The organism is Rhizobacter sp. Root1238 (assembly GCF_001425825.1).
Classification (GTDB): domain Bacteria; phylum Pseudomonadota; class Gammaproteobacteria; order Burkholderiales; family Burkholderiaceae_C; genus Rhizobacter.
Map to the genome: position 1 here is coordinate 45,303 of NZ_LMDM01000008.1, position 21,007 is coordinate 66,309.

Sequence of the window (21,007 nt, forward strand, 5' to 3'; positions counted from 1 at the left end):
AGCATGCTGCAAGCCACTCCCGAGATCCACTACCGCATCGGCAATGCGGCGCTCGGCCACTTCCCCGGCCACCACCGCAGCCGGCGTGGCGACAGCGGCTTCGAGTTCCGCGGCCATGCCTCGCTGCTCGACGCGCCCGACCCGCGCCGGCTCGACCTGCATGCGAGCCTGCGCGATCCGTTCGGCCAGTGGTCGGTGCGCGTCTACAGCCAGCGCAAATCGATCCCCGTCGCGGTGGTCGCCGACCTGTCGGCGTCGATGGGCTTCGCCGGTGCACAGGCCCGGCTCCAGGTGCTGGCCGATTTCGTCGACAGCCTCGCGTGGTCGGCCTGGCGCACCGGAGACAGCTTCGGCTTCGTCGCCTGCGACGAGCAGGTGCGCACCGACCTGCTGCTGCCGCAGGGCCGCTCGCGCGCCGCGGCCGGCGAGCTGACCCGCACGCTGCGCGACCTGCAGCCCACCGGCCGTTCGGCGCACGGCCTGCAGCTGGCCCACCGCCACCTGCCGCAGCGCCGCTCGCTGGTGTTCCTGCTGTCGGACTTCCATTGGCCGCTCGACGAGGTGCAGGCGGTGCTCGCGAGCCTCGCCCACCACGACCTGGTACCGGTGGTGCTGTGGGACCCGCAGGAGTTCAGCCTCAGCGCCGCGCGCGGCCTGGCCCAGGTGCTCGACCCCGAGACCGGCCGCCAGCGCCTCGTGTGGTGGCGCGCCGCGCTGCGCGAGCGGTGGCGCGTGCAGCAGGCCCGGCGCCACGACGCGCTGCTGCAGGCGTTCCGCGCACAGCGCCTGAGCCCCCTGTTCATCGAAGGCGCCTTCGATGCCGACGCGGTGACGCGGCACTTCCATGCGTGACCGCCTCGCCGCGCTCGCGCTGATCGCCTGCTGCGGCCCGGCACCGGCCGCCGGCACGCTGCGCGCCGGCACCGTCGAGCCGCGCGCGTTCGGCTACCACGTCGGCGATCTCGTCGAGCGCCAGCTCGTCGTCCACATCCCCGACGGCTTCGCGCTCGACCCAGCCTCGCTGCCGCGCCCCGGCGCGCGCGGCAAGGCGATCGAGCTGCAACAGGTGTCGCAGCGCCGCGACGCCGAACCCGGCGGCACCCGCCTGACGCTGCAGCTTCGGTACCAGGTGTTCCTCGCGCCGACCGACGTGCGCACGCTGGAGATCGCGCCGCTCTCGCTCGGCTTCCACGGCGACGGGCGCGAGCAGTCGTTGCGCGTCGACGCCTGGCCGGTGACGGTGTCGCCGCTGGTGCCGCTGGAGGTCTCGCCGCGCGACGGCCTGGGCGAGCTGCGGCCTGACCTGCCGCCGCCGCCGATCGACACCCGCCCCGCGCAGCGCCGCCTGGTGGCGTATGGCGTGGTGCTGCTGGCGTGCCTCGGCTGGCTCGCGCAGGTGTACCTCGCGCTGCCGTGGTGGTCGCGGCGCCGGCGGCCGTTCGCGAGCGCCTGGCGGCAGCTGGACGACCTGCCGGCGGACAGCCCGGCGGCCGACCGGCGCGCCGCCTTCCAGCGCGTGCACGAGGCGCTCAACCGCACGGCCGGCGAGGTGGTGTTCGCGCACGGCGTCGACCGCTTCGTCGCCGCGCAGCCGCGCTACGCCGGGCTGCGCGACGAGCTGCTGATGTTCTTCGATCAGTCGCGCCGCGAGTTCTTTGCCGACGCGCCGCCCGCGGCGAACGACGGCCGCTGGCTGCGCGAGTTCTGCCGCAAATGCCGCGATGCCGAGCGGGGTGCCGCATGATCCATTTCGACACGCCGTGGCTGCTGGCCCTGCTGCCGCTGGCGCTGTGGCCGTGGTGGGCGCGTGCCGGGCAGCCGGTGCGCAACGCCTGGGTCGCGCTGATGCCGCGCGACCGCGCGTCCGATGCCCTCCACCGCCTGCTGAAGGGCGCCGCGGTGCTCGCGCTCGCGCTGCTGGTGTTCGCGATGGCCGGGCCGTACCGGCCGGAGTACACGGTGGAGCGCGTCGGCCAGGGCGCCGAGATCGTCGTCGTGCTCGACCGCAGCCGCAGCATGGACCAGGGCTTCTCCGGTGCCCGCCTCGCGGCCGGCACGGTCAAGCCGCGCGGCACCGGCCCCGAGGCGCTCGACTACTACATGAGCCTGTCGCCCGGCCGCTCGCGCGATGCGAAGGGCAAGGTCGCGCGCCGGCTGCTGTCGGAGTTCGCGGCCGGCCGGCCCGACGACCGCTTCGGCATGGTGGTGTTCAGCACGCTGCCGATGCGGGTGCTCGAGTTCACCCAGAAGAACGACGTGGTGCAGGCCGCGATCGCCGCCGGCGAGATCGGGCGCGGGCTGTCGGAAACCAACATCGGCCTCGCGCTGCTGGAGGCGCTGTCGTTCTTCGACGACCGGCCCTACACCGGCTCGCGCATCGTGATGCTGGTGTCCGACGGCGGCGACCACCTCGACCCGGCGACGCAGGAGCGCATCGCATTCGCCGCGCGCAAGCAGCGCACCGCGATCAACTGGTTCTACCTGCGCTCGGCCAACAGCCCCGGGTTGACCGCCGGCGCCGACGATCCGCTCGGCGCGGCCGACACCGTGCCCGAGCACCAGCTGCACCGCTTCTTCCAGTCGCTCGGCACGCCGTACCGCGCCTACGAGGCCGACAACGACCAGGCCTTGCAGGCCGCCATCGACGACGTGAACCGGCTGGAGAACCTGCCGATCACCTACCTCGACACCGTGCCGCGGCGCGACCTGTCGCCCTGGGGCCATGCGCTGGCGCTGCTGTGCGTGCTGCTGCTGTGGGGCGCGCAGCGGCTGGAGATCCGGCGATGGGCGTGATCACGCGGCGGCGCACGCGGACCGTGCTGGGGGTGCTCGTCGTCGCCGCGGTCGCGCTGCTGGCCGACGGCCTGCACCTGTGGCGGCTGCAGCGCTGGAACCACGCCATCGCCGCCGACCCGCCGGTGGCGCTCGACCACCCGCCCGCCGAACTGCAGTTCGCGCTCGCCCACGCGCAGGCCGCCAGCGGCGCGGGCGAGGAGGCGTTGAAACGCTACCGCGTGCTGCAAGGCGACACGCCGCTCGGCCAGGCGGCGCGCTACAACAGCGCGAACCTGCTGATGCGCCAGGCCATCGCGGTGCGCGCCACGCCGCAACCCGGGCTCGCGATCCCGCTGCTGGAGCTGGCCAAGGAGGGCTACCGCGAGGTGCTGCGCAACGACCCCGGGCAGTGGGATGCCCGCTACAACCTCGAGCGCGCGCAGCGCCTGCTGCCCGATCCGGACGACTCGCTGGCCGAACCGGCCGACGGCCGGCGCGATGCCGAGCGTGCCGTCACGACGATGCGCGGCTACTCGCCGGGCCTGCCATGAGGCCCCTCGCGTGGCTGCGCGCGTCGTGGCGCGGCCGGCGCGACAGCGGGCTGCTGGCGCTGGCCGCCGTCGCACTCGCCGCCACCTTCCTGAACCCGAGCCTGCGCATCGAGCGCCGGCTGTTCGAGCATGTGGTGGTGCTCGACATCACGCAGAGCATGAACGTGACCGACCAGGTGCTGGCCGGCAAGCCGGCGTCGCGCCTCGCGTTCGCGAAGGACGCGCTGCGCCAGGGCCTGCTGGACCTGCCGTGCGGCTCCAAGGTCGGCTGGGCGGTGTTCACCGAGTACCGCTCGTTCCTGCTGCTGGCGCCGGTCGAGGTGTGCGCGAACCTGGGCGAGCTGCGTGCGACGCTGGCGCGCATCGACGGCCGCATGGCCTGGTCGGGCAACAGCGAGGTGGCCAAGGGGCTGCACAGCGGCCTCGGCATCGCGCGCGAGCTGCCCGGCAAGCCGTCGCTGGTGTTCATCACCGACGGGCAGGAGGCGCCGCCGCTGAACCCGCAGTACCGGCCGTCGTTCGACGACAAGCCGGGCGAGGTGCCCGGGCTGCTGGTCGGTGTCGGCGAGCTGCTGGCGTCGCCGATCCCGAAGACCGATCCGCTCGGGCGGCCGCTCGGCGTCTGGCGCGCCGACGAGGTGATGCAGACCGACCTGCGGCGCCAGGGGCGCGGCGCGAGCGTCAGCGGCGAGACGCTGTCCGACGACGGCGCAGGCCCGGCGGCGGCAGGGCTCGGCGCGACACCGGGGACCGAGCACCTGTCGGCCTTGCGCGAAGGCTACCTGCGGCTGCTCGCGAGCGAGCGCGGCCTGGTCTTCCACCGGCTGCAGACGGCGCAAGGCCTGTCGCAGGCGTTGACGTCGCCGGCGCTCGCGAAGCCGGTGGTGGCGCGTGCCGACGGGCGGGTCGCGCTGGCGGCGCTGGCCTTCGTGCTGCTGTTGGCGCCGATGTGGGCGCGCAGCGCATGGCCGACAGCGCTGCGGCTGCGTCAGGCGCTGCGCAAGAAGGCTGCGGCCGCGGCAACCGCCTCGGCATCGGACTGAACCGCATCGGGCGGGCCGCCCTTGCCCCACAGCACGCCGGCCATCGGCATTGCGAGGAACTCGGCACAGAGTCGGGTGGAATCGATCATCGGCTGCGCCTTCGCGCGGTTGCCGCTGGTGGTGACCAGGTGCAGGCGCTTCTTCGCCATCTCGGCCTTGAACGGCAGGCCGTCGATGCGCATCCAGGCGCTCCAGTGGTCGAGGTAGGTCTTCAGCGAACTCGGGAAGCTGTACCAGTAGACGGGGGCGACGAGGACCAGGTCGGTGCAGTCCATCGTCGCGTCGAGCAGCGTGCGCAGGTGGCCTTCGGGCCAGGGGTAGGTGCCGACGGTGTGGCGCTGGTCGGTGAAGGGCGGGACCGGCATCTGCGCGAGGTGCAGCCAGGTCTGCGTGGCGCCGGCAGGCAGGCCCTCGGCGGCGCGCCGGGCGAGCCATTCGGTGTTGCCGACGTGGCCCGGCTCGCGGGTGGAGGCGACAATGAAGAGATGGTGAGACATGGGCTGTTGACGGCAACGAATGAAACGCACGCAGTGTTCCATGAAGTCGGCTTGAAGCACGCCGCATCCACACTTCCCTTCCACCCGACATGCCCCTGGAGTTCTCGATGTCCCGCCCCTTTGCCCTTCCCCTGTCCTGCCTTGCATTGCTGCTGGGTGCCCTGATCGCCGCGCCGGCCGAGGCCCAGGCCGTCGAGGCGGTCGTCGTGAACGACTACGACGTCTTCGTCGATCCGCCGACCGCGTTCGCGTTCATCAAGCTGCCGACCGGCTGGAAGTTCATCGGCAAGCTCGATGCCACGCAGCTGCGCCATCTGCCGCCGGGCACGCTGACCTCGCTGCTGCCGGTGGATGAAGAAGCCACGCGGCTGGCTGCGGGGTCGAAGCCCGCGGCGGTGAAGCGCAAGGGCTGACGCGCCGGCCGTGCCCGCGCGATCCCGGATTGGCATCCGGGCTACAGGCCTTTCGCGCTCGCGCGGCCTTTCACATCGGTCAGGATGACGCCGTCCAGCACCGCATCGGTGAAATCCGCGCCGGTGACATCGGCGCCGCGCAGGTCGGCCCCGGCCAGCTTCGCGTTGAAGAAGTTCACGCCGCGCAGGTTGGCGTTGACCAGCTTCGCGAACGACATCAGCGAGCGGTTCAGGTCCGCCCCGTCGAGGTCGGCGTCGCTCAGGTCGGCGCCCGACAGGTCGGTGCGCATCTGCCCCATGCCCTGGTTCTTGATGTTGACGCCGAGGTTCGCCTTCACCAGCTTCGCGCGGCGCAGGTTGGCCCCCGGAAAGTCCGCGATGATGCGCGCCCCGCTCAGGTCAGCGCCCGCGAAATTCGGCGGCGCCTTCACCTCGCCGCCCAGCACCACCACGCTGAGCAGGCTGCTGCCGACCAGCGTCGCGCCGCCGAAGTCGGTGCCCATCAGCCACGCGCCGTTCAGGTTGACGCGCGTCAGGTCGGCACCATCGAAGCGGCTCAGCACCAGCTTCGATGCGAACAGGCTGGCCCCGGCGAGCCGCGCCCGGCGGAAGTCGATGCGGCTCAGGTCGAGGTCGGACAGGTCGTGGCCCGACAGGTCGGCCGGGCCCTGCGCCAGGCGCTCGCGCACCTGTTCGGCCGTCAGGCGCTCGCCCGCCGCCCGGGCGCGGCCGAGGCCGAGCAGGGCCGACGCGATGCCGATGTTCCAGACCCTTCTGCGCATGGTGCTTGCTCCTGCGGAGCGATGATGCTGTGCGGTGCCGCGCAAAAGATCAAGGCCGTCAACCCTGCCGAGGAGACCGACATGTCGCAATGGCGCAAGAAGACCCCCGATGAGACCTACACGGTGGACGAGGTCGAGGCTCGCCTGAAGGCCGAGCTGCCGAAGTGGTTCCTCGAAGACGGCTGGATCCGCCGCAAGTACAAGACCGGTGGATGGAAAGGCACGCTGATGGTGGTGAACACCGTCGGCCACCTCGCCGAAGCGGCCTGGCACCACCCGGACCTCACGGTCTCGTTCGCCTTCGTCACGGTGAAGCTGATGAACCACGCGGCCAAGGGCATCACCGACAAGGACTTCGCGCTCGCCGCGAAGATCGAAGAGGTCGTGATGTGGCAACCGGGCGTGGTCGAGGGCTCGGCGCTGGAAGGCACGCCGGACGATCCGCGCTTCAAGTACATCAAGTACGACTGAACGCGCAGGACACTGTGTCACCCGCCCGGGACAGGCGCGGGATTCCCGACACCGCGCACGCGCCGGCGCAGCCCGTTTCCCTGGGTAAACCCGAGCGGAACGGCGCTTGCTTACCGAGGCTGCGATGCCTGTCTCCGCCGCCGATCCCCACCGCCTGCTGACGCTTCGCGCGCCGGGCCGATTGCACCTCGGGTTCCTCGATCCGGCCGGCACGCTGGGCCGCCACTTCGGCAGCCTCGGCCTGGTCATCGACGGCTTCGCGACCGAGCTTGCATTGAGCGCCGCATCGACCGACGACATCGTCATCGTCGACCCCGCCGCGCAGGCCGAGGTCGAACGCGCCGCGCGCTTCCTGCACCTGCTGCGCGAGCACACCGGGCTGCGCGCGCCGCTGCGCCTGCAGCTCACGCGCGTGCTGCCGCCGCATGCCGGCTTCGGCTCGGGCACGCAGCTCGCGCTGGCCATCGGCCGGGTGTTCGCGCACTGGCACGGCCTCGCGATCGGCAGCGCAACGCTTGCCCACTGGCTCGCACGCGGGCTGCGCTCCGGCATCGGCATCGCCGGCTTCGACCAGGGCGGCCTGCTGCTCGACGGCGGGCCGGGCCCGGACGGCCTGCCGGCACCGCTGCTGTCGCGCATCGCGTTCCCGGCCGCCTGGCGCGTGATCGTGGTCCAGGACGAGCGCCACCGCGGCCTGTCGGGCCCGCAGGAGAAGCAGGCCATCGCGACGCTCCCGCCGTTGCCGCAGGCGCTGTCCGCCGACATCTGCCACCAGGTGCTGATGCGCGTGCTGCCCGGCGCGGCGAGCGGCGAGTTCGCGCTGTTCGCGGCCGGCATCAACCGCGTGCAGCAACTGCTCGGCGCGCACTTCGCGCCGGCACAGGGCGGCGCGTACACCAGCGCCGCGGTGGGTCGCACCGTGCAGGCCATCGACGGCGCGGCCATCGGCCAGAGCTCGTGGGGGCCGACCGGGTTCGCGATCCTGCCGTCGCAGGCGAGTGCCGACGCAGCGGTGCAGGCGCTGCGGGCGCGGGCACTCGAACCCGGCCTGACGCTCGGCATCGTCGCCGGGCTCAACCGCGGCGCGCTGCTCGGCGAGCACGCCTGCGAACCCCACTGACCCTTGACGCCACAGACCCCGGGAGCCGCGATGGAACGCCCCTACATCCTCCACCTGTTCACCCCCGGCCGGCAGGCCAGCCCGTTCGACGTCAACATGGCCGCCGACGCCGGCTACCAGGTGATCGCGCCGTACTGCGAGGTCGACCTCGACGGCATCGCCGCGCTGACGCAGGACGCGATCTTCTCGCGCGGCCCGAAGGGCGTCGCACGCACCGGCCTGTTCATCGGTGGCCGCAACGCCATCCTCGCGACCGACATGCTCGAGCGCGCGAAGGCATCGATGGTCAAGCCCTTCGTCGTGTCGGTGATGGCCGACCCGAGCGGCGCGTACACCACGGCCGCGGCGATGGTCGCCTGCACCGAGGCCGCGCTGCAGAAGCACCAGGGCCACGGCCTCACCGGCATGCGCGTGGTGGTGCTCGGCGGGCTGGGCCCGGTGGGCCGCATCGCCGGCGTGCTCGCGGCGCAGGCCGGGGCGCTGGTGTCGCTGTCCAGCCGCAGCGGTGCGGCCGCCGCCGAATCGGCCGCGCACGACACCGCGACGCGCTTCGGCGTCACGCTGCACGGGGTGTCGGGCGCCGACACCGCGACGGTGCGGGCATCGCTCGCCGAGGCCGACGTGGTGCTGGCCTGCGCCGCGGCCGGCGTGCAGGTGGTGTCGGCCGACGACCTGCAGCACGCGCCGCGGCTCAAGGTGGCCGCCGATGTCAACGCGGTGCCGCCGGAAGGCATCGCCGGTGTCGGCGTGATGGACGACGGCAAGCCGCTGGCCGGCAGCGCGGCGGTCGGCATCGGCGCGCTCGCGATCGGCAACGTGAAGTACCAGACGCAGCACCGGCTGCTGGTGCAGATGCGCGAGTCCGACAAGAAGGCGCTGGTGCTCGGCTTTCCGGAGGCATTCGCGACCGCGCGTGCGTTCCTCGCGGAGCGTGCGGCCGGCACGGCCGCGTGAGCGCCGCACGCGACGTGAAGGGCGTGATCGCCGTGGCCGCGCTGTCCGCCCGCCTGATGGCCGAGGCCGCGGTGCGCGACGGCTTCGAGGTGGTCGCGCTCGACCTGTTCGGCGATGCCGACACCCGCGCCGCGGCGTCGCAGTGGATCGGCCTCGGCGAACCCGCCTCGCTCGAGATCGACGACGCGCTGACGCTCGCCGCACTGCGCGACCTCGCGCACCGCGGCGACGTGCGCGGCTGGATCGCCGGCAGCGGCTTCGAAGGCCGGCCGCGCCTGCTGGCCGAAGGCGCGCAGCTGCTGCCGCTGATCGGCACCGCGGTATCGGCGGTGTGCCGCGTGCGCGACCCGGCGCTTTTCTTCGACGTCCTCGCGTCGCACGGCATCCACCATCCGCCGGTGCGGCTCGGCGCCCTCGCCCGCACGCTGCCCGACGATGGCGCCCGCTGGCTGGTGAAGGACGCGCTCGGCTGCGGCGGCTGGCAGGTGCGCCCGGCGACACCGGAGCAGCTGGCCGAGCTGCCGGCGCACCACTACCTGCAGCAGCAGGCGCCGGGCGTGCCGATGTCGGCCACCTTCGTCGCGAATGGCCGGCAGGCGGTGATCCTCGGCTTCAACGAGCAGACGGTGCGCCGCTTCGGCACGCGGCCGTTCGTGTTCTGCGGCGTCGTCGGACCGGTGGCGCTGGGCACCATCGCCGCGTCGCGCGTGCAGGCCGCCGTGCGCGCACTGACCGGCGCCTTCGAGCTGCGCGGCCTGTGCAGCCTCGACTTCCTGCGCGACGGCGACGAGATCGCCGTGCTCGAGGTCAACCCGCGCCCGCCCGCCAGCCTGGCGCTGTACGGCGATGGCGTGATGGCGGCGCATGTGCAGGCCTGCCTGCACGGCGTGCTGCCGGCGCCGCCGGTGAAGCGCGAGCGGGTCGACGGTACCGAGATCGTGTTCGCGCGCCACGACGGCCAGGTCGATGCCGCGCTGGCACGGCGCCTCGCGGCCCGGCCCGACACGCACGACCGCCCCAACGCCGGCACGCGCTTCGCGGCCGGCGACCCGCTGTGCAGCCTGGCCGCGAGCGGTGCCACCGCCGACGCCGTGCGCGCCGCATTGCACCAGGCCCGCGAGGCCTTGCTCGACACCCTGGAGACACCGTCATGACCGAGCTCAGCGTCAACACGCGCGCGCGTCCGCTGGTCGAGCGCCTGATCGCCGAGGCCGGCGCGCTGCAGGTCGCGGTGCGCCGCGACGAGCGCGGCACCTGCCTCGTCGACGCCGGCATCGAGGCGCGCGGCAGCATCGCCGCCGGCCTGCTGATCGGCGAGATCTGCATGGGCGGGCTGGGGCAGGTCCGCCTGCAGGCCGGCGAGCGGCATGGCTGGCCGACCTGGGTCGAGGTTCGCAGCTCGCAGCCGGTGCTGGCCTGCCTGGGCAGCCAGTACGCCGGCTGGAGCCTCGCGGCGACGAAGGAAGAGACCGGCGGCAAGAAGTTCTTCTCGCTGGGCTCGGGCCCGGCGCGCGCGCTGGCCGGCAAGGAAGACCTGTTCGCCGAACTCGGCTACCGCGACCGCGCCGACTGCGGCGTGCTGGTGATGGAGGTCGACCGCCCGCCGCCGACCGTGATCGTCGACAAGCTGCTGCACGACTGCGCGCTGCAGCCCGCCGGGCTGACGATCGTGCTGACGCCGACCACCAGCCTCGCCGGCACGACGCAGATCGTCGCGCGCGTGCTGGAGACGGCCCTGCACAAGGCGCACACGCTGGGCTTTGCGCTCGAGCACGTCATCGAGGGCGTGGCGAGCGCGCCGCTGCCGTCGCCGACGCCCGACGGCGCGCAGGCGATGGGCCGCACGAACGACGCGATCCTGTACGGCGGCCAGGTGCACCTGACGGTGCGCGGCGACGACGCGGCCGCGCGCGCGCTCGCGGAGCAGCTGCCGTCGACCCGCTCGCGCGACCATGGCCGCTCGTTCGCCGACCTCTTCAAGGAGGCCGGCTACGACTTCTACAAGATCGACCCCGGCCTCTTCGCACCGGCCGAGGTGTGGATCAGCAACCTCGACAGCGGCAGCACCTGGCACAGCGGGTCGCTGAACATGGCGCTGCTGCGGCAGCTGTGGCTGCAGGTGCTGTGATGCGGGTCGCGATCATGACCGACGAGGTCGGCTGGCACACCCGGCAGCTGCAGGCCGCGTTGCGCGCGCGCGGCGCGGTCGGGCGCTGCATCGACCTGGCCGACTGCCACATCGACACCACGCTCGCCTGGCACGGCCTCGCGCTGCCGGGTCACGGCCGCGCGCTGCCCGATGCGGTGCTGGTGCGCGGGCTGGCCGGCGGCAGCTTCGAGCAGGTCACCAAGCGGCTCGGCGTGCTGCATGCGCTGCGCGAGCTCGGCGTGCCGGTCTACAACGATGCGCGGGCGATCGAGCGCAGCGTCGACAAGTCGATGACCAGCCTGCTGCTGCACGCGGCCGGCGTGCCGACGCCGCCCACCTGGGCCACCGAATCGCAGGCGCAGGCCCGGCGCATCGCGATGCGCGAAGGCGCGGCCGGGCATGCGCTGGTGCTGAAGCCGCTGTTCGGCTCGCAGGGCAAGGGGCTGCAGCTGGTCGGCGAGGTCGACGGCGTGCACCATGCGCTGCCGGCGCTCGACCGCGGCTTCGGCTCGCTCGCCTACCTGCAGCGCTTCGTGCCGGCGACCGCCGTGCCGGGCTTCGACTGGCGCGTGCTGGTGGTCGGCGGCCATGCGATCGCCGCGATGCGCCGCGTCAGCACGCACTGGATCCACAACGTCGCGCAGGGCGCGCGCTGCGAACCGGCCGAGCTGACGCCGGCCCTCGCGCAACTGGCCGAGCAGGCGGCGGCAGCGCTCGACATGGACTACGCCGGCGTCGACCTGATCCCGTCGGCGCAGGGCACGCAGGTGATCGAGGTCAACGGCGTCGCGGCCTGGCAGGGGCTGCAGCGCGTGACCGGCTTCAACATCGCGCGGGCCATCGTCGACGACCTGCTCGACCGCCGGTGCGCACTGCAGCGCACGCTCGGCGACGCGGCGTGAACCGCGCGCTGCCGGCCGCCGTGGCGCAGGCGAAGGCCGCCTTCCTGTGCGCCTGCACGCTCGACGTGGCGGTGCGCAAGCCAGGCAACGTCAGCCTGCAGTCCAGCGGCCACCGCATGCAGGCGGCGCTGTTCACCGACAGCGCGACTGCCGCCGCCGGGCCGCTGTTCGCGCCGGGCGCGGGCGTCGGCGAGCGCATCGAGGCCGCGGTGGCGGCCAGCTGGTCGGCGGCGCACTGCAACACCAACCTCGGCATCCTGCTGCTGTGCGCGCCGGTCGCGGTGGCGGTGGAGCGGCGGCCCGAGGCGGCGACGCCCGCGGCGCTGCAGCAGGCCATCGGCGAAGTGCTCGCCGGCCTGGGCCTCGCCGATGCCGAACACGCCTACCGCGCGATCGCCCGCGCGAACCCGGGCGGCCTCGGCGACGCACCGGCCGAAGACGTGCGTGCGGCACCGAGCATCGACCTGCGCGCCGCGATGGCCTTGTCGGCCGGGCACGACCTGATCGCGCGGCAGTACCGCGACGGCTATGCCGATGTCTTCGGCGTCGCGCTGCCGGCGCTGGGTCCGGGCTTTGCATGTCCGTCGGGGGCCGGCTGCGGCGCTCCGGATGCCGGCACCACGGCCGCGGTGCAGCGCCTCTACATCGCGCTGCTGGGCAGCTTTGCCGATTCACACATTGTTCGCAAACACGGCGACGCGGTGGCACAGACTGTCATGGCCGCGGCGCATGCGTGGCGCGGGGCCGAGGGCGTCGACGACGAGCCGGCCTGGGCGGCGTGGGACGAATCGCTGAAGGCGCGGGGCATCAACCCCGGTACCAGCGCAGATTTGACGGTGGTCACGCTGATGATCGCCGGCCTCGCGTCGCGATGGCACGGAACGTGATAACAGCCGTGGAACATTGGCGCGTTGCCAGTGTCGGGAACGTCCCCGGAAAACGCAAACAGGAGATGACACAGCCATGGCCAAGATCGATCGCATGATGGTCGGTGAGTCGCTCGTCGGTGACGGCAATGAAGTTGCCCACATCGACCTGCTCATCGGACCGCGTGGCAGCCCCGCCGAGAGCGCATTCGCCAACGCACTGACCAACAACAAGGACGGCTTCACGTCGCTGCTTGCCGTGGTGGCGCCGAACCTGCTGACCAAGCCGGCGACGGTGATGTTCAACAAGGTCACCATCAAGGGCGCGAAGCAGGCGGTGCAGATGTTCGGGCCGGCGCAGCGCGGCGTCGCGATGGCGGTGGCGGACTGTGTCGAGGACGGCACCATCCCGATGGCGGAAGCCGACAACCTGTTCATCTGCGTCGGCGTCTTCATCCACTGGCTGGCCGAGGACGACAAGAAGATCCAGGACTACAACTACCGCGCGGTCAAGGAGTCGATCAAGCGCGCGGTGGCCGGCTCGCCGACGGCCCAGGAAGTGGTCCAGAAGAAGGGGTCGAGCGCGCACCCGTTCGCGGCGGCGTGAGCAACACTCCGTTCGGGCTGAGCACCTCCCCGTTCGGGCTGAGCCTGTCGAAGCCGGGCTCCCTGCGAACAGGCACTTCGACAAGCTCAGTGCGAACGGAGGGTGATGCGAACAGGGTGCTCAGCGAGAGCCCTCACCTGGCACCAGCCCCGATCCCAGCAGTTGCACGACGGTCGCCGAGCGGCCGATCGTCGTCGACGGGCCCGCGACGCGTTCGATCTGAACGCCAACGGACGCCACGTCGGCGAACTTGTGCGGCTTGACGACCTTCACGCGGACCCAGCTCGCGCCGAACTCGCCGAGCAGGATGTCGGCGATGGTCTCGGCCAGCGCCTCCAGCAGCTTCAGCCGGTGCTCGGCCAGCAGGCGCAGCAGGCGTTCGCGCACCACGCTGTAGTCGATGGTGTCGCCGATGCGGTCGGTGTCGCAGGCACGGGCCCGCGGCACGCCGGCATGCACGTCGATCACCAGCGGCTGCGGCGCATGGAACTCCGACTCGTGGATGCCGATGACCGTTTCGCCGGTGAGGCCTTCGATGAAGATCAGGTCGAGCGGGAGCGGCGCGTCTTGCGCGGGGTTCGGGCTGCGGCTGGCGTGGGTCATCGGGTCTCCAGGAGTGTTCAAGAATGGGACAGCAGGCTCTTGCGCGGCCTGCCGCACGGGCCGATCGCAATAACCAGGCCACGCGAAGGCCCCCTCGTTTCACCGGGTAGGCAGGACCCGCCATCGCACCAGAATCAGGATCCTGCGGTCCTTGGGGGAACACATGACGCTGGTCTTGCGAACAGGCGACGATCGCCACGCCGAACATGTGATGGACGTGGTGCGCAGCGGCGTGCACGAATCGGCGAGCGACGTGGTGACGCAGTCGTGGAGCCGCTGCCTCAACGAATATCGGCTGCACCCCGACAAGGCGCGCGAGCCGGCCGTGATCAGCCGCGCCGCGCTCGAGGAACGGCGCGAGCGCCAGGCCGACGTGATCGACTGCGCGCGCTACGAGATGACCACGCTGTACCAGCAGCTCGCCGATGCCGATTCGGCGGTGGTGCTGACCGACATCGACGGCGTGATCGTGCACATGGTCAGCTCCACCGAGTTCGCCGCCGAGATGGGGCCGCTCGGGCTGCGCCCCGGCGGCATGTGGAGCGAGACCGAGGCCGGCACCAACGGCATGGGCACCTGCCTGGCGGCCGCGGCGCCGATCTCGGTGCGCCGCGAAGACCACTTCTTCACGCACTTCACGCAGCTCACTTGCTCGGCGGTGCCGGTGTTCGACCCGTCGGGCCACATCGCCGCGGTACTCGACGTCAGCAGCCGCTCCAGCATGATGCAGCAGCACCTGCTGGTGCTGCTGGGCATGACGGCGCGGATGATCGAGAACCGGCTGATCGACCGGCGCTTCCGCAATGCGCACCCGTTGCACTTCCACAGCCGGCCGGAGTTCGTCTACACGCTGCACGAGGGCAAGCTCGCGGTCGGCGACGACGGACGCATCCTCGCGGCCAACCGCAGCGCGCTGTTCCAGCTCGGGCTGCAGTCGGTCGACGAGATCCGCTCGCGCCACATCGAGGACCTGTTCCAGACCTCGCTCGAAGACATGCTGAGGCGCAGCACGCAGTCGTCGTTCCACCCGATCGTGACCTTCCGCGCGAATGCGGCGCTGCGCTTCTTCGCGGTCGCGCGGCGGCCGGCGACCGAATCGGACCTGCCATCGCCCGCGACGCCATCGATCGCCGGCACGCTGCCCGCGACGACCGTGCCGCGCCTCGCGCCGCGCAGCGCGCAGGCACGCCCCGCGGCCCAGCCGCCGACCTTCAAGGACGCGCGGCTGGCGGCCCACTTCGAGACCGCGCGACGCGTGATCGCGCGCCAGACGCCGGTGCTGCTGTGCGGCGAGACCGGCGCCGGCAAGGAGGTGTTCGCGCGCGCGGTGCACGAGGCCAGCCCGCATGCCGGCGGCGCGTTCGTCGCGATCAACTGCGCGAGCCTGCCGGAGACGCTGATCGAATCGGAGCTGTTCGGCTACCGCGCCGGCGCCTTCACCGGCGCGCAGCGCACCGGCCGGCGCGGCAAGATTTTGCAGGCCGACGGCGGCACGCTGTTCCTCGACGAGATCGCCGACATGCCGCTCGACCTGCAGGCCCGGTTGCTGCGCGTGCTCGACGAGCGCCAGGTGACGCCGCTGGGCACCGAGGAGACGCATGCGGTGGACTTCCAGCTGATCAGCGCCAGCCACCAGCGCCTGCCGGAGCTGGTGCGCGAAGGCCGCTTCCGCGAGGACCTGTACTACCGGCTGGCGGGCATCGAGCTGCTGCTGCCGGCGCTGCGCGAGCGCAGCGACCGGCGCGAGCTGATCCGCGGCGTGCTCGAAGCCGAAGGCGGCCGCGGCAGCACGCTGAGCGCCGAGGCCGAACGCATGCTGATGGACTACGCCTGGCCCGGCAACATCCGCCAGCTGCGCCATGTGCTGCGCACCGCGGCGGCGCTGGCCGACGGCGACACCATCGCCAGCGCGCACCTGCCGTCGCTGCAGGACAGCGCCGCGGTGGCACCCACCATGCAGGCGGCCGTGAGCACCGCGCCGCTCGCATTGACGTCGCACGTGACGACGATGCCTGCCGTGCCACCGGCGGGCCCGCCTGCGCATGCGAGCGCCGACCACCCGCCACCGCCTTTCAAACTGAACCCGATCCAGGCGAACGAACGGCAGGTGCTGCTGCAGATGCTGGAGCAGCACCGCTGGAACGTGAGCAATGTCGCCAAGGTGCTCGATGTCAGCCGCAACACCCTTTACCGCAAACTCCACAAGCTCCACATCGAGATCTCGCATCCCGAGTGATGCGCTGCCGCACGACGATGACGATGCGGCGCCTGTCGACGCGCCACCGCGCTCGCGCTTTGCGTGGTGCATCACCGGCTCGGGCCACGGCCTGGACGAATCGATCGCACTGGCCGCGCGGCTGCCGGGCTGCGACCTGTTCCTGTCGGCCGCCGGCGAAGAGGTGCTGTCGATCTACAAGATGCCGCTGGACGAGCTGAAGCAGCGCTTCAGGATCTTCAGGGACAAGACCGCGAGCGGCGTGCCGGTGGGCATGCTGTACGACGACGTGTACCACACGGTGGTGCTGGCGCCGGCCACCAGCAACACGGTGGCGAAGTGCGCGTTCGGCTTCAGCGACACGCTGCCGACCAACATGTTCGCGCAGGCCGGCAAGCTCGGCATTCCGGGCATCGTGTTTGCATGCGACACCGAACCGGTGGTGGTGACGAAGTCGCCGCACGACTGGGTGACGCTGCGGCCGCGGCGCATCGAACTCGACAACGTGGACCGCCTTCGTGCCATCGACTTCTGCCATGTGGTGTGCTCCCCCGCCGAACTGGAGGCCGCGCTCGACGCGCGCCTGAAGGAGCTCGCTCTCGCATGGACCAGTCCGTAGAACACATCGTCTTCCTGACCGGCCACCTGGCCCGGCCCGCGCTGGAGCGGGTGCTGGGCGGCATCGACGCGGCGCCCTTCACCTGGGAGGTGCGCGACCTCGGGCTGCAGGTGGCCGCGCTGATGACGGCCGAGATGATCGCGCGCCGCGTGCCGGGCCCGGTGCAGGCCGACCGCATCCTCGTGCCGGGGCGCTGCCGCGGCGACCTGGGGGCGCTGACGCAGCACTACGGCATCCCGGTGCAGCGCGGGCCGGAGGAGCTGAAGGACCTGCCGCGCTTCTTCAACCGGGCCGCGAAGCCGATGGACCTGAGCGAGTACGAGGTCGCGATCTTTGCCGAGATCGTCGACGCGCCGAAGTTGTCGGTCGACGCGATCGTCGAGCGTGCGCGCGGGTTGCGTGCCGATGGTGCCGACGTGATCGACCTCGGCAGCCTGCCGGCGACACGATTCGACCACCTGGCCGACAGCGTGCGGGCGCTGAAGGCCGAAGGCTTCTCGGTGAGCGTCGATTCGAACGATGCGCAGGAGCTGCTGCGCGGCGGCCGGGCCGGTGCCGACTACCTGCTGAGCCTGACGCTGGACACGCTGTGGGTGGCCGACGAGGTCGACGCGATGCCGGTGCTGATCCCGCGCACGCCGGCCGACGAAGCCTCGCTGCACGCGGCCGTGGAGCGGATGCAGGCGAGCGGCAAGCCGTACTTCGCCGATTCGATCCTCGACCCGATCCCGTTCGGGCTGACGGCCTCGATCGTTCGCTACCACCGGCTGCGCGAGCGCTTTCCGGACGCGCCGATCATGATGGGCATCGGCAACGTGACCGAGCTGACCGAGGCCGACACCAGCGGCATCAATGCACTGCTGTTCGGCATCGCGGCTGAACTGGATGTGGCCGCGGTGCTGACCACGCAGGTCAGCCAGCATGCGCGCCGCGCGGTGCGCGAGGCCGACTGGGCGCGCCGCATCATGCATGCGGCGGCGAGCCACGGCAGCTTGCCGAAGGGCATCAGCGATGCGTTGATGACGGTGCATGCGAAGCACCCGTTTCCCGACACGCCGCAGGAGATTGCCGAGACGGCAGCGCAGGTGCGCGACCCCAACTTCCGCGTGCAGGTCTCGCCGCTGGGGCTGCACGTCTACAACCGCGACGGGCTGCGGCTGGGGCAAGGCGCGTTCGAGCTGTGGCCGCAGCTGAAGCTGGAGAACGATGCGGCGCATGCGTTTTACATGGGCGTGGAACTGGCCCACGCCGAGATCGCGTGGAAGCTGGGCAAGCGCTACGTGCAGGACCAGCCGCTCGACTGGGGCGCGGCGGTTGAGACGGGCGCGCAGGACCTGAACGGCTGGTGCGCGCCGGGCACGACGATGGCCACCGGCAAGGCACGCAACGGAAGCGACCGATGAACGACGTGATCTACGAGACGGTGGTGACGACGGTGTCGGCGGAGGGCGTGCCGCATGTGGCACCGATGGGCGCGCGCTACCAAGGCGGGCAGGTGGTGCTGATGCCGTTCAAGCCTTCGGCGACGCACGACAACATCGTCGCCACCGGGCATGCGGTGCTGAACCTGCTGACGGACACGCGAGTGTTTGCCGGCTGCGTGACGGGGCGCAAGGTGTGGCCGCTGGTGGCGGCCGACACGATCCTCGGCCAGCGGCTCGCGAGCGCGCTCGGGCATGTGGAGTTGAGGCTGGCCGAGCGGCGCGACGACGCGCAGCGACCGGTGCTGCTGATGGCGAGGGTGCACGAGGTGACGCATGCGCCTTTCATCGGATTCAACCGCGCGCAGGCGGCGGTGATCGAAGGGGCGGTGCTGGTGAGCCGGCTGCACATGCTGGCGGCGGAGAAGGTCGACAGCGAGATGGCGTACTTGCAGATTGCGATCGACAAGACGGCCGGCGAGCCGGAGCGCGAAGCCTGGGGATGGTTGCGCAGCGCGGTGGCGCGGCATCGCGCGGGCCTGAAGGAGGCGCGGTGATGCGGTTGCTGGTCAGCGTTCGAAGCCCGGCCGAGGCCCTGCTCGCGGCCGACGGCGGGGTCGATTTCATCGACCTGAAGGAGCCGCGCGACGGGGCGTTGGGCGGGCTGCCGGTCCCGACGGTCCGCGCCATCGTGCAGGCGCTGCGCGAGCGCGGCATCGCGCTGCCGATCAGCGCGACCATCGGCGATGTGCCGATGCGCGACGCGGCGCGGATCGCCGCGCGGGTCGACGCGGTGGGCGCGTGTGCGGTCGACTACGTGAAGGTCGGCATCGAGCGCTCGCCCGACGCTGCGGTGGTGCTCGACCTGCTGGCCGGCCGCCGGCACGCGGTGGTGCCGGTGTTCATCGCCGACCATGGGCTCGACGAGGCGTTGGTCGCGCAGGCCTGCAGGCTGGGTTTTCCCGCGCTGATGGCCGACACCGCGGACAAGCGGGCCGGCAGCTTGTTCGACTGCGTGGCCGCGCCGGACCTGCGGCGCTTCGTCGCGACAGTGCGCCGGGCCGGCAAGCTGGTCGGGCTGGCAGGGGCCTTGCGCCTGCCGGACCTGCCGGCGCTGCGAGCGCTGGCGCCGGACTTCGCGGGGTTCCGCAGCGCGGTGTGCGCGGGTGACCGGGCTTCGGCGCTCGATGCGCAGAAGGTGCGCGGGTTGGCGGGCCTGCTGGGCCGGGCTCCCGTGGCACACCACTGAACGGCGGCGTTCGCGGCGACAGCCCGGCGCCTGTCGGTCGGGCCGGAACGGCAGGGCGCACTGCTGCCGCGTCGCGCTGGGCGATCCTCCGCTTCGCTTTTCCGTCGCCGGCCAGGGCCGGCCCGCTTCCACACTGGAGACACGTCGGAACGGGCTGCAACCCGCCGTCGCCGCCCTCCCAACACAGGAAGCCATTGCCATGAAAGTCAACCAGAACAACGGAGTTCGCGCTGCCTCCGCCACCTCTGAAGCGCCACGCCAGGACAGCCCCGCGTCGAACGCCCCTACCGGCGCGCGCTCGCGATCGACAGAGGGCACGCTTGGAGCGCTGCAGACGCGCACCTCGCGCGCGTCCAGCACGCCGCCCAGCAAACGCGGCCCCACCAACAGCAAGTTCGAGCTCTCGAGTGCCGTGACCTACCAGCCCGGCAGTGGCCAGAAGCCGTCGCAGCCCAATGGCGAGCCGTATGCGACACCCCATTTCGTCGATCCGAAAACGGGCGAGCGCGTCCACCTGACGGGCGTCGAGTTGAACTCCGGCGAATTCATCGTCACCAACCACGAGACGCACAAGGCCGTGGCGAGCCTGCGCATCATGGGCAGCGGCGACGACAAGGTCGCCGTGCGGCCGGAGGATTACGGGCTGAAGGGCGGCACGCGCTACACGCTGCGCGACGGCACGCCGTGCGACAGCCGCGGCAACCCGCTGCGCAGCTACAGTTCGTCCCCGCCGCGCCCGCGCACCACCCATCCGAGTTCCGGCCTGAGGCTCAGGGACGAGCCGTCGGGCTACGAAAGCGACGACTCCAACGGCTCGGCCTACTCGGGCAACGCGCTGACCGGCCGCGCACCGTCGCAGGCCGAGATCCAGCAGCGCACCGACGACCTGCGGCGGCGCGGCTTCCAGCCCATGGGTTACCACGGCACCAACCAGGAGGGGATGAACTCGCTCGTCCGGCAGGGTCCACGCCGCGGCCATGGTGGCTCCAACAGCGGGCTCGAACGCGGCAACGGCTTCTATGTCTCGCGCCAATCCGGCTACGCCGAGGACTGGGCCGACAGCGCCACCCAATCGGGCGAGCCGCAGCCGCCGCGCTACGAGACGCCGCGCTATCCCGGCGAGCGCGGCATGGCTGCCGTCGGCGCCGTCTATGTGCAGCATCCCCAGCACTTCACCCCGGGACGCGATATCGCCTGGGGCCAGCAGTCGTCGCAGGGCGACCCGAATGGCGACCGCCGCCTGTCGCACCGCGACACCCACGGCGACATGGCCGACGGCCGCTACGCGACCGAGGCTGTCATCGCGCCGCGCCAGTACCGCAACACCCGCATCGTGCCGACGTACTCCTCCTCGCCGGGCCGGATGGGGTCGTATCCGTCGCATGAGGCGCCGGCGTATTCACGGCCCTACCATCCGGACGACGACGACTATTGAAGAGAGGGATCGAGATGGCGTCCTGGCCCGGCTCGCAGACCCGACCCACGGGAGCGAGATCGGCCAGGGTCCTGATGCCCTGATCGCCCCATGGTTCTCGACCCAACGTCTGTCAAGTTTCAAGCGCGACATCGATCTCTTTAGCAGATGCCGGTATCTGCAAAGGCTTCACCCCTGGTCATTTGTACGCTCCCATTGCGGTGAGAAGTCGGCGAGGCTGCGCGCTCACTTGCACAGCCATTGACGAACAGATCTCAGGGAAGAATCCATGCAAAGCACTGCACACGCGCGTCGGCGCGGGAACACCCATTTCATTTCCGTAGCAGCGCTGCTTG

Annotated in this window: 23 protein-coding genes; 20 read left to right on the forward strand and 3 right to left on the reverse strand. The window is 71.7% G+C overall.

The genetic code is table 11. The annotated features are described in order from the left end of the window. The first annotated feature begins 3 nt into the window (after positions 1 to 3). The 5 genes from ASC98_RS08090 to ASC98_RS08110 are packed head-to-tail and all read left to right on the forward strand — an operon-like array spanning position 4 to position 4,369. Positions 4 to 852 carry a DUF58 domain-containing protein gene (locus tag ASC98_RS08090; protein ID WP_056806796.1) on the forward strand — a complete coding sequence of 283 codons (849 nt, stop codon included), beginning with the start codon at positions 4 to 6 and terminating at the stop codon, positions 850 to 852. Next, positions 845 to 1,744 (forward strand): hypothetical protein, encoded by a 900-nt coding sequence (locus ASC98_RS08095; RefSeq protein ID WP_056806799.1) that lies wholly within the window; start codon positions 845 to 847, stop codon positions 1,742 to 1,744. The genes ASC98_RS08090 and ASC98_RS08095 overlap by 8 nt, the downstream gene beginning before the upstream one ends. Then, on the forward strand, positions 1,741 to 2,793 hold the full coding sequence (locus tag ASC98_RS08100; RefSeq protein WP_056806802.1) for a vWA domain-containing protein: 1,053 nt from the start codon (positions 1,741 to 1,743) through the stop codon (positions 2,791 to 2,793). Before ASC98_RS08095 ends, ASC98_RS08100 begins: the two co-directional genes overlap by 4 nt. Beyond that, entirely contained in the window at positions 2,784 to 3,326 is a 543-nt protein-coding gene (locus ASC98_RS08105; protein ID WP_056806805.1) for a hypothetical protein, read from the forward strand. Before ASC98_RS08100 ends, ASC98_RS08105 begins: the two co-directional genes overlap by 10 nt. After that, on the forward strand, positions 3,323 to 4,369 hold the full coding sequence (locus ASC98_RS08110) for a VWA domain-containing protein (protein WP_056806808.1): 1,047 nt from the start codon (positions 3,323 to 3,325) through the stop codon (positions 4,367 to 4,369). The genes ASC98_RS08105 and ASC98_RS08110 overlap by 4 nt, the downstream gene beginning before the upstream one ends. On the opposite strand, the gene ASC98_RS08115 is transcribed toward ASC98_RS08110, so the two are convergent. Continuing rightward, positions 4,315 to 4,866, reverse strand: a complete 552-nt coding sequence (locus tag ASC98_RS08115) for a flavodoxin family protein (protein ID WP_056806810.1) — start codon at positions 4,864 to 4,866, stop codon at positions 4,315 to 4,317. The genes ASC98_RS08110 and ASC98_RS08115 overlap by 55 nt on opposite strands. Positions 4,867 to 4,973: 107 nt before the next feature. Here ASC98_RS08115 and ASC98_RS08120 point away from each other — a divergent pair, with 107 nt between their 5' ends. After that, positions 4,974 to 5,279, forward strand: a complete 306-nt coding sequence (locus ASC98_RS08120) for a hypothetical protein (protein WP_157597899.1) — start codon at positions 4,974 to 4,976, stop codon at positions 5,277 to 5,279. A 41-nt stretch (positions 5,280 to 5,320) separates the two neighbouring features. Here ASC98_RS08120 and ASC98_RS08125 read toward each other — a convergent pair whose 3' ends face one another. After that, positions 5,321 to 6,061, reverse strand: a complete 741-nt coding sequence (locus tag ASC98_RS08125) for a pentapeptide repeat-containing protein (RefSeq protein ID WP_056806816.1) — start codon at positions 6,059 to 6,061, stop codon at positions 5,321 to 5,323. An 81-nt stretch (positions 6,062 to 6,142) separates the two neighbouring features. Here ASC98_RS08125 and ASC98_RS08130 point away from each other — a divergent pair, with 81 nt between their 5' ends. The 8 genes from ASC98_RS08130 to fae all read left to right on the forward strand — a co-directional run bounded on the left by ASC98_RS08130 (position 6,143) and on the right by fae (position 13,130). Then, positions 6,143 to 6,532, forward strand: a complete 390-nt coding sequence (locus ASC98_RS08130; protein WP_056806993.1) for a 4a-hydroxytetrahydrobiopterin dehydratase — start codon at positions 6,143 to 6,145, stop codon at positions 6,530 to 6,532. A gap of 124 nt (positions 6,533 to 6,656) precedes the next feature. Beyond that, a complete protein-coding gene (locus tag ASC98_RS08135; RefSeq protein WP_056806819.1) occupies positions 6,657 to 7,652 on the forward strand; it encodes a beta-ribofuranosylaminobenzene 5'-phosphate synthase family protein in 996 nt (331 codons plus the stop codon). 30 nt (positions 7,653 to 7,682) lie between these two features. Further along, a complete protein-coding gene (locus ASC98_RS08140; RefSeq protein WP_056806822.1) occupies positions 7,683 to 8,606 on the forward strand; it encodes an NAD(P)-dependent methylenetetrahydromethanopterin dehydrogenase in 924 nt (307 codons plus the stop codon). Further along, on the forward strand, positions 8,603 to 9,760 hold the full coding sequence (locus ASC98_RS08145; protein WP_235581206.1) for an ATP-grasp domain-containing protein: 1,158 nt from the start codon (positions 8,603 to 8,605) through the stop codon (positions 9,758 to 9,760). The genes ASC98_RS08140 and ASC98_RS08145 overlap by 4 nt, the downstream gene beginning before the upstream one ends. Further along, positions 9,757 to 10,734: a methenyltetrahydromethanopterin cyclohydrolase gene (gene mch, locus ASC98_RS08150; protein ID WP_056806824.1), complete on the forward strand. Its 978-nt coding sequence runs from the start codon at positions 9,757 to 9,759 to the stop codon at positions 10,732 to 10,734. The genes ASC98_RS08145 and mch overlap by 4 nt, the downstream gene beginning before the upstream one ends. Then, positions 10,734 to 11,657, forward strand: a complete 924-nt coding sequence (locus ASC98_RS08155) for a RimK family alpha-L-glutamate ligase (RefSeq protein WP_056806827.1) — start codon at positions 10,734 to 10,736, stop codon at positions 11,655 to 11,657. The genes mch and ASC98_RS08155 overlap by 1 nt, the downstream gene beginning before the upstream one ends. After that, the gene (locus ASC98_RS08160; protein ID WP_056806830.1) at positions 11,654 to 12,544 is read left to right on the forward strand and encodes a triphosphoribosyl-dephospho-CoA synthase; all 891 of its coding nucleotides are present in this window, start codon (positions 11,654 to 11,656) and stop codon (positions 12,542 to 12,544) included. Before ASC98_RS08155 ends, ASC98_RS08160 begins: the two co-directional genes overlap by 4 nt. 76 nt (positions 12,545 to 12,620) lie before the next feature. Continuing rightward, a complete protein-coding gene (gene fae / locus ASC98_RS08165; protein ID WP_056806833.1) occupies positions 12,621 to 13,130 on the forward strand; it encodes a formaldehyde-activating enzyme in 510 nt (169 codons plus the stop codon). 120 nt (positions 13,131 to 13,250) lie between these two features. On the opposite strand, the gene ASC98_RS08170 is transcribed toward fae, so the two are convergent. Further along, positions 13,251 to 13,733 (reverse strand): dihydroneopterin aldolase, encoded by a 483-nt coding sequence (locus ASC98_RS08170; RefSeq protein WP_056806837.1) that lies wholly within the window; start codon positions 13,731 to 13,733, stop codon positions 13,251 to 13,253. A 163-nt stretch (positions 13,734 to 13,896) separates the two neighbouring features. On the opposite strand from ASC98_RS08170, the gene ASC98_RS08175 reads away from it, so the two are divergent. The 6 genes from ASC98_RS08175 (at position 13,897) to ASC98_RS08200 (ending at position 20,672) form a co-directional block, all read left to right on the forward strand. Then, complete coding sequence (locus tag ASC98_RS08175) at positions 13,897 to 15,969, forward strand: sigma-54-dependent Fis family transcriptional regulator (RefSeq protein ID WP_056819846.1); 2,073 nt, start codon at positions 13,897 to 13,899, stop codon at positions 15,967 to 15,969. Then, positions 15,902 to 16,567, forward strand: coding sequence for a flavoprotein (locus ASC98_RS08180; RefSeq protein ID WP_082541863.1), 666 nt, complete (start codon positions 15,902 to 15,904; stop codon positions 16,565 to 16,567). Before ASC98_RS08175 ends, ASC98_RS08180 begins: the two co-directional genes overlap by 68 nt. Then, positions 16,552 to 17,970 carry a DUF6513 domain-containing protein gene (locus ASC98_RS08185; protein WP_056806843.1) on the forward strand — a complete coding sequence of 473 codons (1,419 nt, stop codon included), beginning with the start codon at positions 16,552 to 16,554 and terminating at the stop codon, positions 17,968 to 17,970. Before ASC98_RS08180 ends, ASC98_RS08185 begins: the two co-directional genes overlap by 16 nt. Next, positions 17,967 to 18,545: a DUF447 domain-containing protein gene (locus ASC98_RS08190; RefSeq protein ID WP_056819849.1), complete on the forward strand. Its 579-nt coding sequence runs from the start codon at positions 17,967 to 17,969 to the stop codon at positions 18,543 to 18,545. The genes ASC98_RS08185 and ASC98_RS08190 overlap by 4 nt, the downstream gene beginning before the upstream one ends. Next, positions 18,545 to 19,237, forward strand: a complete 693-nt coding sequence (locus ASC98_RS08195; protein ID WP_056806849.1) for a (5-formylfuran-3-yl)methyl phosphate synthase — start codon at positions 18,545 to 18,547, stop codon at positions 19,235 to 19,237. Before ASC98_RS08190 ends, ASC98_RS08195 begins: the two co-directional genes overlap by 1 nt. Before the next feature lie 199 nt (positions 19,238 to 19,436). Beyond that, positions 19,437 to 20,672, forward strand: coding sequence for a hypothetical protein (locus ASC98_RS08200; RefSeq protein WP_157597898.1), 1,236 nt, complete (start codon positions 19,437 to 19,439; stop codon positions 20,670 to 20,672). Positions 20,673 to 21,007: the final 335 nt, after the last annotated feature.

Excerpts from the sequence above, each read along its gene's own strand:
- ASC98_RS08140 (WP_056806822.1), top strand. The coding sequence starts at position 7,683 with ATGGAACGCCCCTACATCCTCCACCTGTTCACCCCCGGCCGGCAGGCC.
- ASC98_RS08115 (WP_056806810.1), bottom strand. The coding sequence starts at position 4,866 with ATGTCTCACCATCTCTTCATTGTCGCCTCCACCCGCGAGCCGGGCCAC.
- ASC98_RS08095 (WP_056806799.1), top strand. The coding sequence starts at position 845 with ATGCGTGACCGCCTCGCCGCGCTCGCGCTGATCGCCTGCTGCGGCCCG.
- ASC98_RS08175 (WP_056819846.1), top strand. The coding sequence starts at position 13,897 with ATGACGCTGGTCTTGCGAACAGGCGACGATCGCCACGCCGAACATGTG.
- ASC98_RS08170 (WP_056806837.1), bottom strand. The coding sequence starts at position 13,733 with ATGACCCACGCCAGCCGCAGCCCGAACCCCGCGCAAGACGCGCCGCTC.
- ASC98_RS08195 (WP_056806849.1), top strand. The coding sequence starts at position 18,545 with ATGCGGTTGCTGGTCAGCGTTCGAAGCCCGGCCGAGGCCCTGCTCGCG.
- fae (WP_056806833.1), top strand. The coding sequence starts at position 12,621 with ATGGCCAAGATCGATCGCATGATGGTCGGTGAGTCGCTCGTCGGTGAC.
- ASC98_RS08125 (WP_056806816.1), bottom strand. The coding sequence starts at position 6,061 with ATGCGCAGAAGGGTCTGGAACATCGGCATCGCGTCGGCCCTGCTCGGC.
- ASC98_RS08190 (WP_056819849.1), top strand. The coding sequence starts at position 17,967 with ATGAACGACGTGATCTACGAGACGGTGGTGACGACGGTGTCGGCGGAG.
- ASC98_RS08200 (WP_157597898.1), top strand. The coding sequence starts at position 19,437 with ATGAAAGTCAACCAGAACAACGGAGTTCGCGCTGCCTCCGCCACCTCT.
- ASC98_RS08105 (WP_056806805.1), top strand. The coding sequence starts at position 2,784 with ATGGGCGTGATCACGCGGCGGCGCACGCGGACCGTGCTGGGGGTGCTC.
- ASC98_RS08090 (WP_056806796.1), top strand. The coding sequence starts at position 4 with ATGCTGCAAGCCACTCCCGAGATCCACTACCGCATCGGCAATGCGGCG.
- ASC98_RS08135 (WP_056806819.1), top strand. The coding sequence starts at position 6,657 with ATGCCTGTCTCCGCCGCCGATCCCCACCGCCTGCTGACGCTTCGCGCG.
- ASC98_RS08155 (WP_056806827.1), top strand. The coding sequence starts at position 10,734 with ATGCGGGTCGCGATCATGACCGACGAGGTCGGCTGGCACACCCGGCAG.
- ASC98_RS08130 (WP_056806993.1), top strand. The coding sequence starts at position 6,143 with ATGTCGCAATGGCGCAAGAAGACCCCCGATGAGACCTACACGGTGGAC.
- ASC98_RS08100 (WP_056806802.1), top strand. The coding sequence starts at position 1,741 with ATGATCCATTTCGACACGCCGTGGCTGCTGGCCCTGCTGCCGCTGGCG.
- ASC98_RS08110 (WP_056806808.1), top strand. The coding sequence starts at position 3,323 with ATGAGGCCCCTCGCGTGGCTGCGCGCGTCGTGGCGCGGCCGGCGCGAC.
- ASC98_RS08180 (WP_082541863.1), top strand. The coding sequence starts at position 15,902 with ATGTCAGCCGCAACACCCTTTACCGCAAACTCCACAAGCTCCACATCG.
- mch (WP_056806824.1), top strand. The coding sequence starts at position 9,757 with ATGACCGAGCTCAGCGTCAACACGCGCGCGCGTCCGCTGGTCGAGCGC.
- ASC98_RS08120 (WP_157597899.1), top strand. The coding sequence starts at position 4,974 with ATGTCCCGCCCCTTTGCCCTTCCCCTGTCCTGCCTTGCATTGCTGCTG.
- ASC98_RS08185 (WP_056806843.1), top strand. The coding sequence starts at position 16,552 with ATGGACCAGTCCGTAGAACACATCGTCTTCCTGACCGGCCACCTGGCC.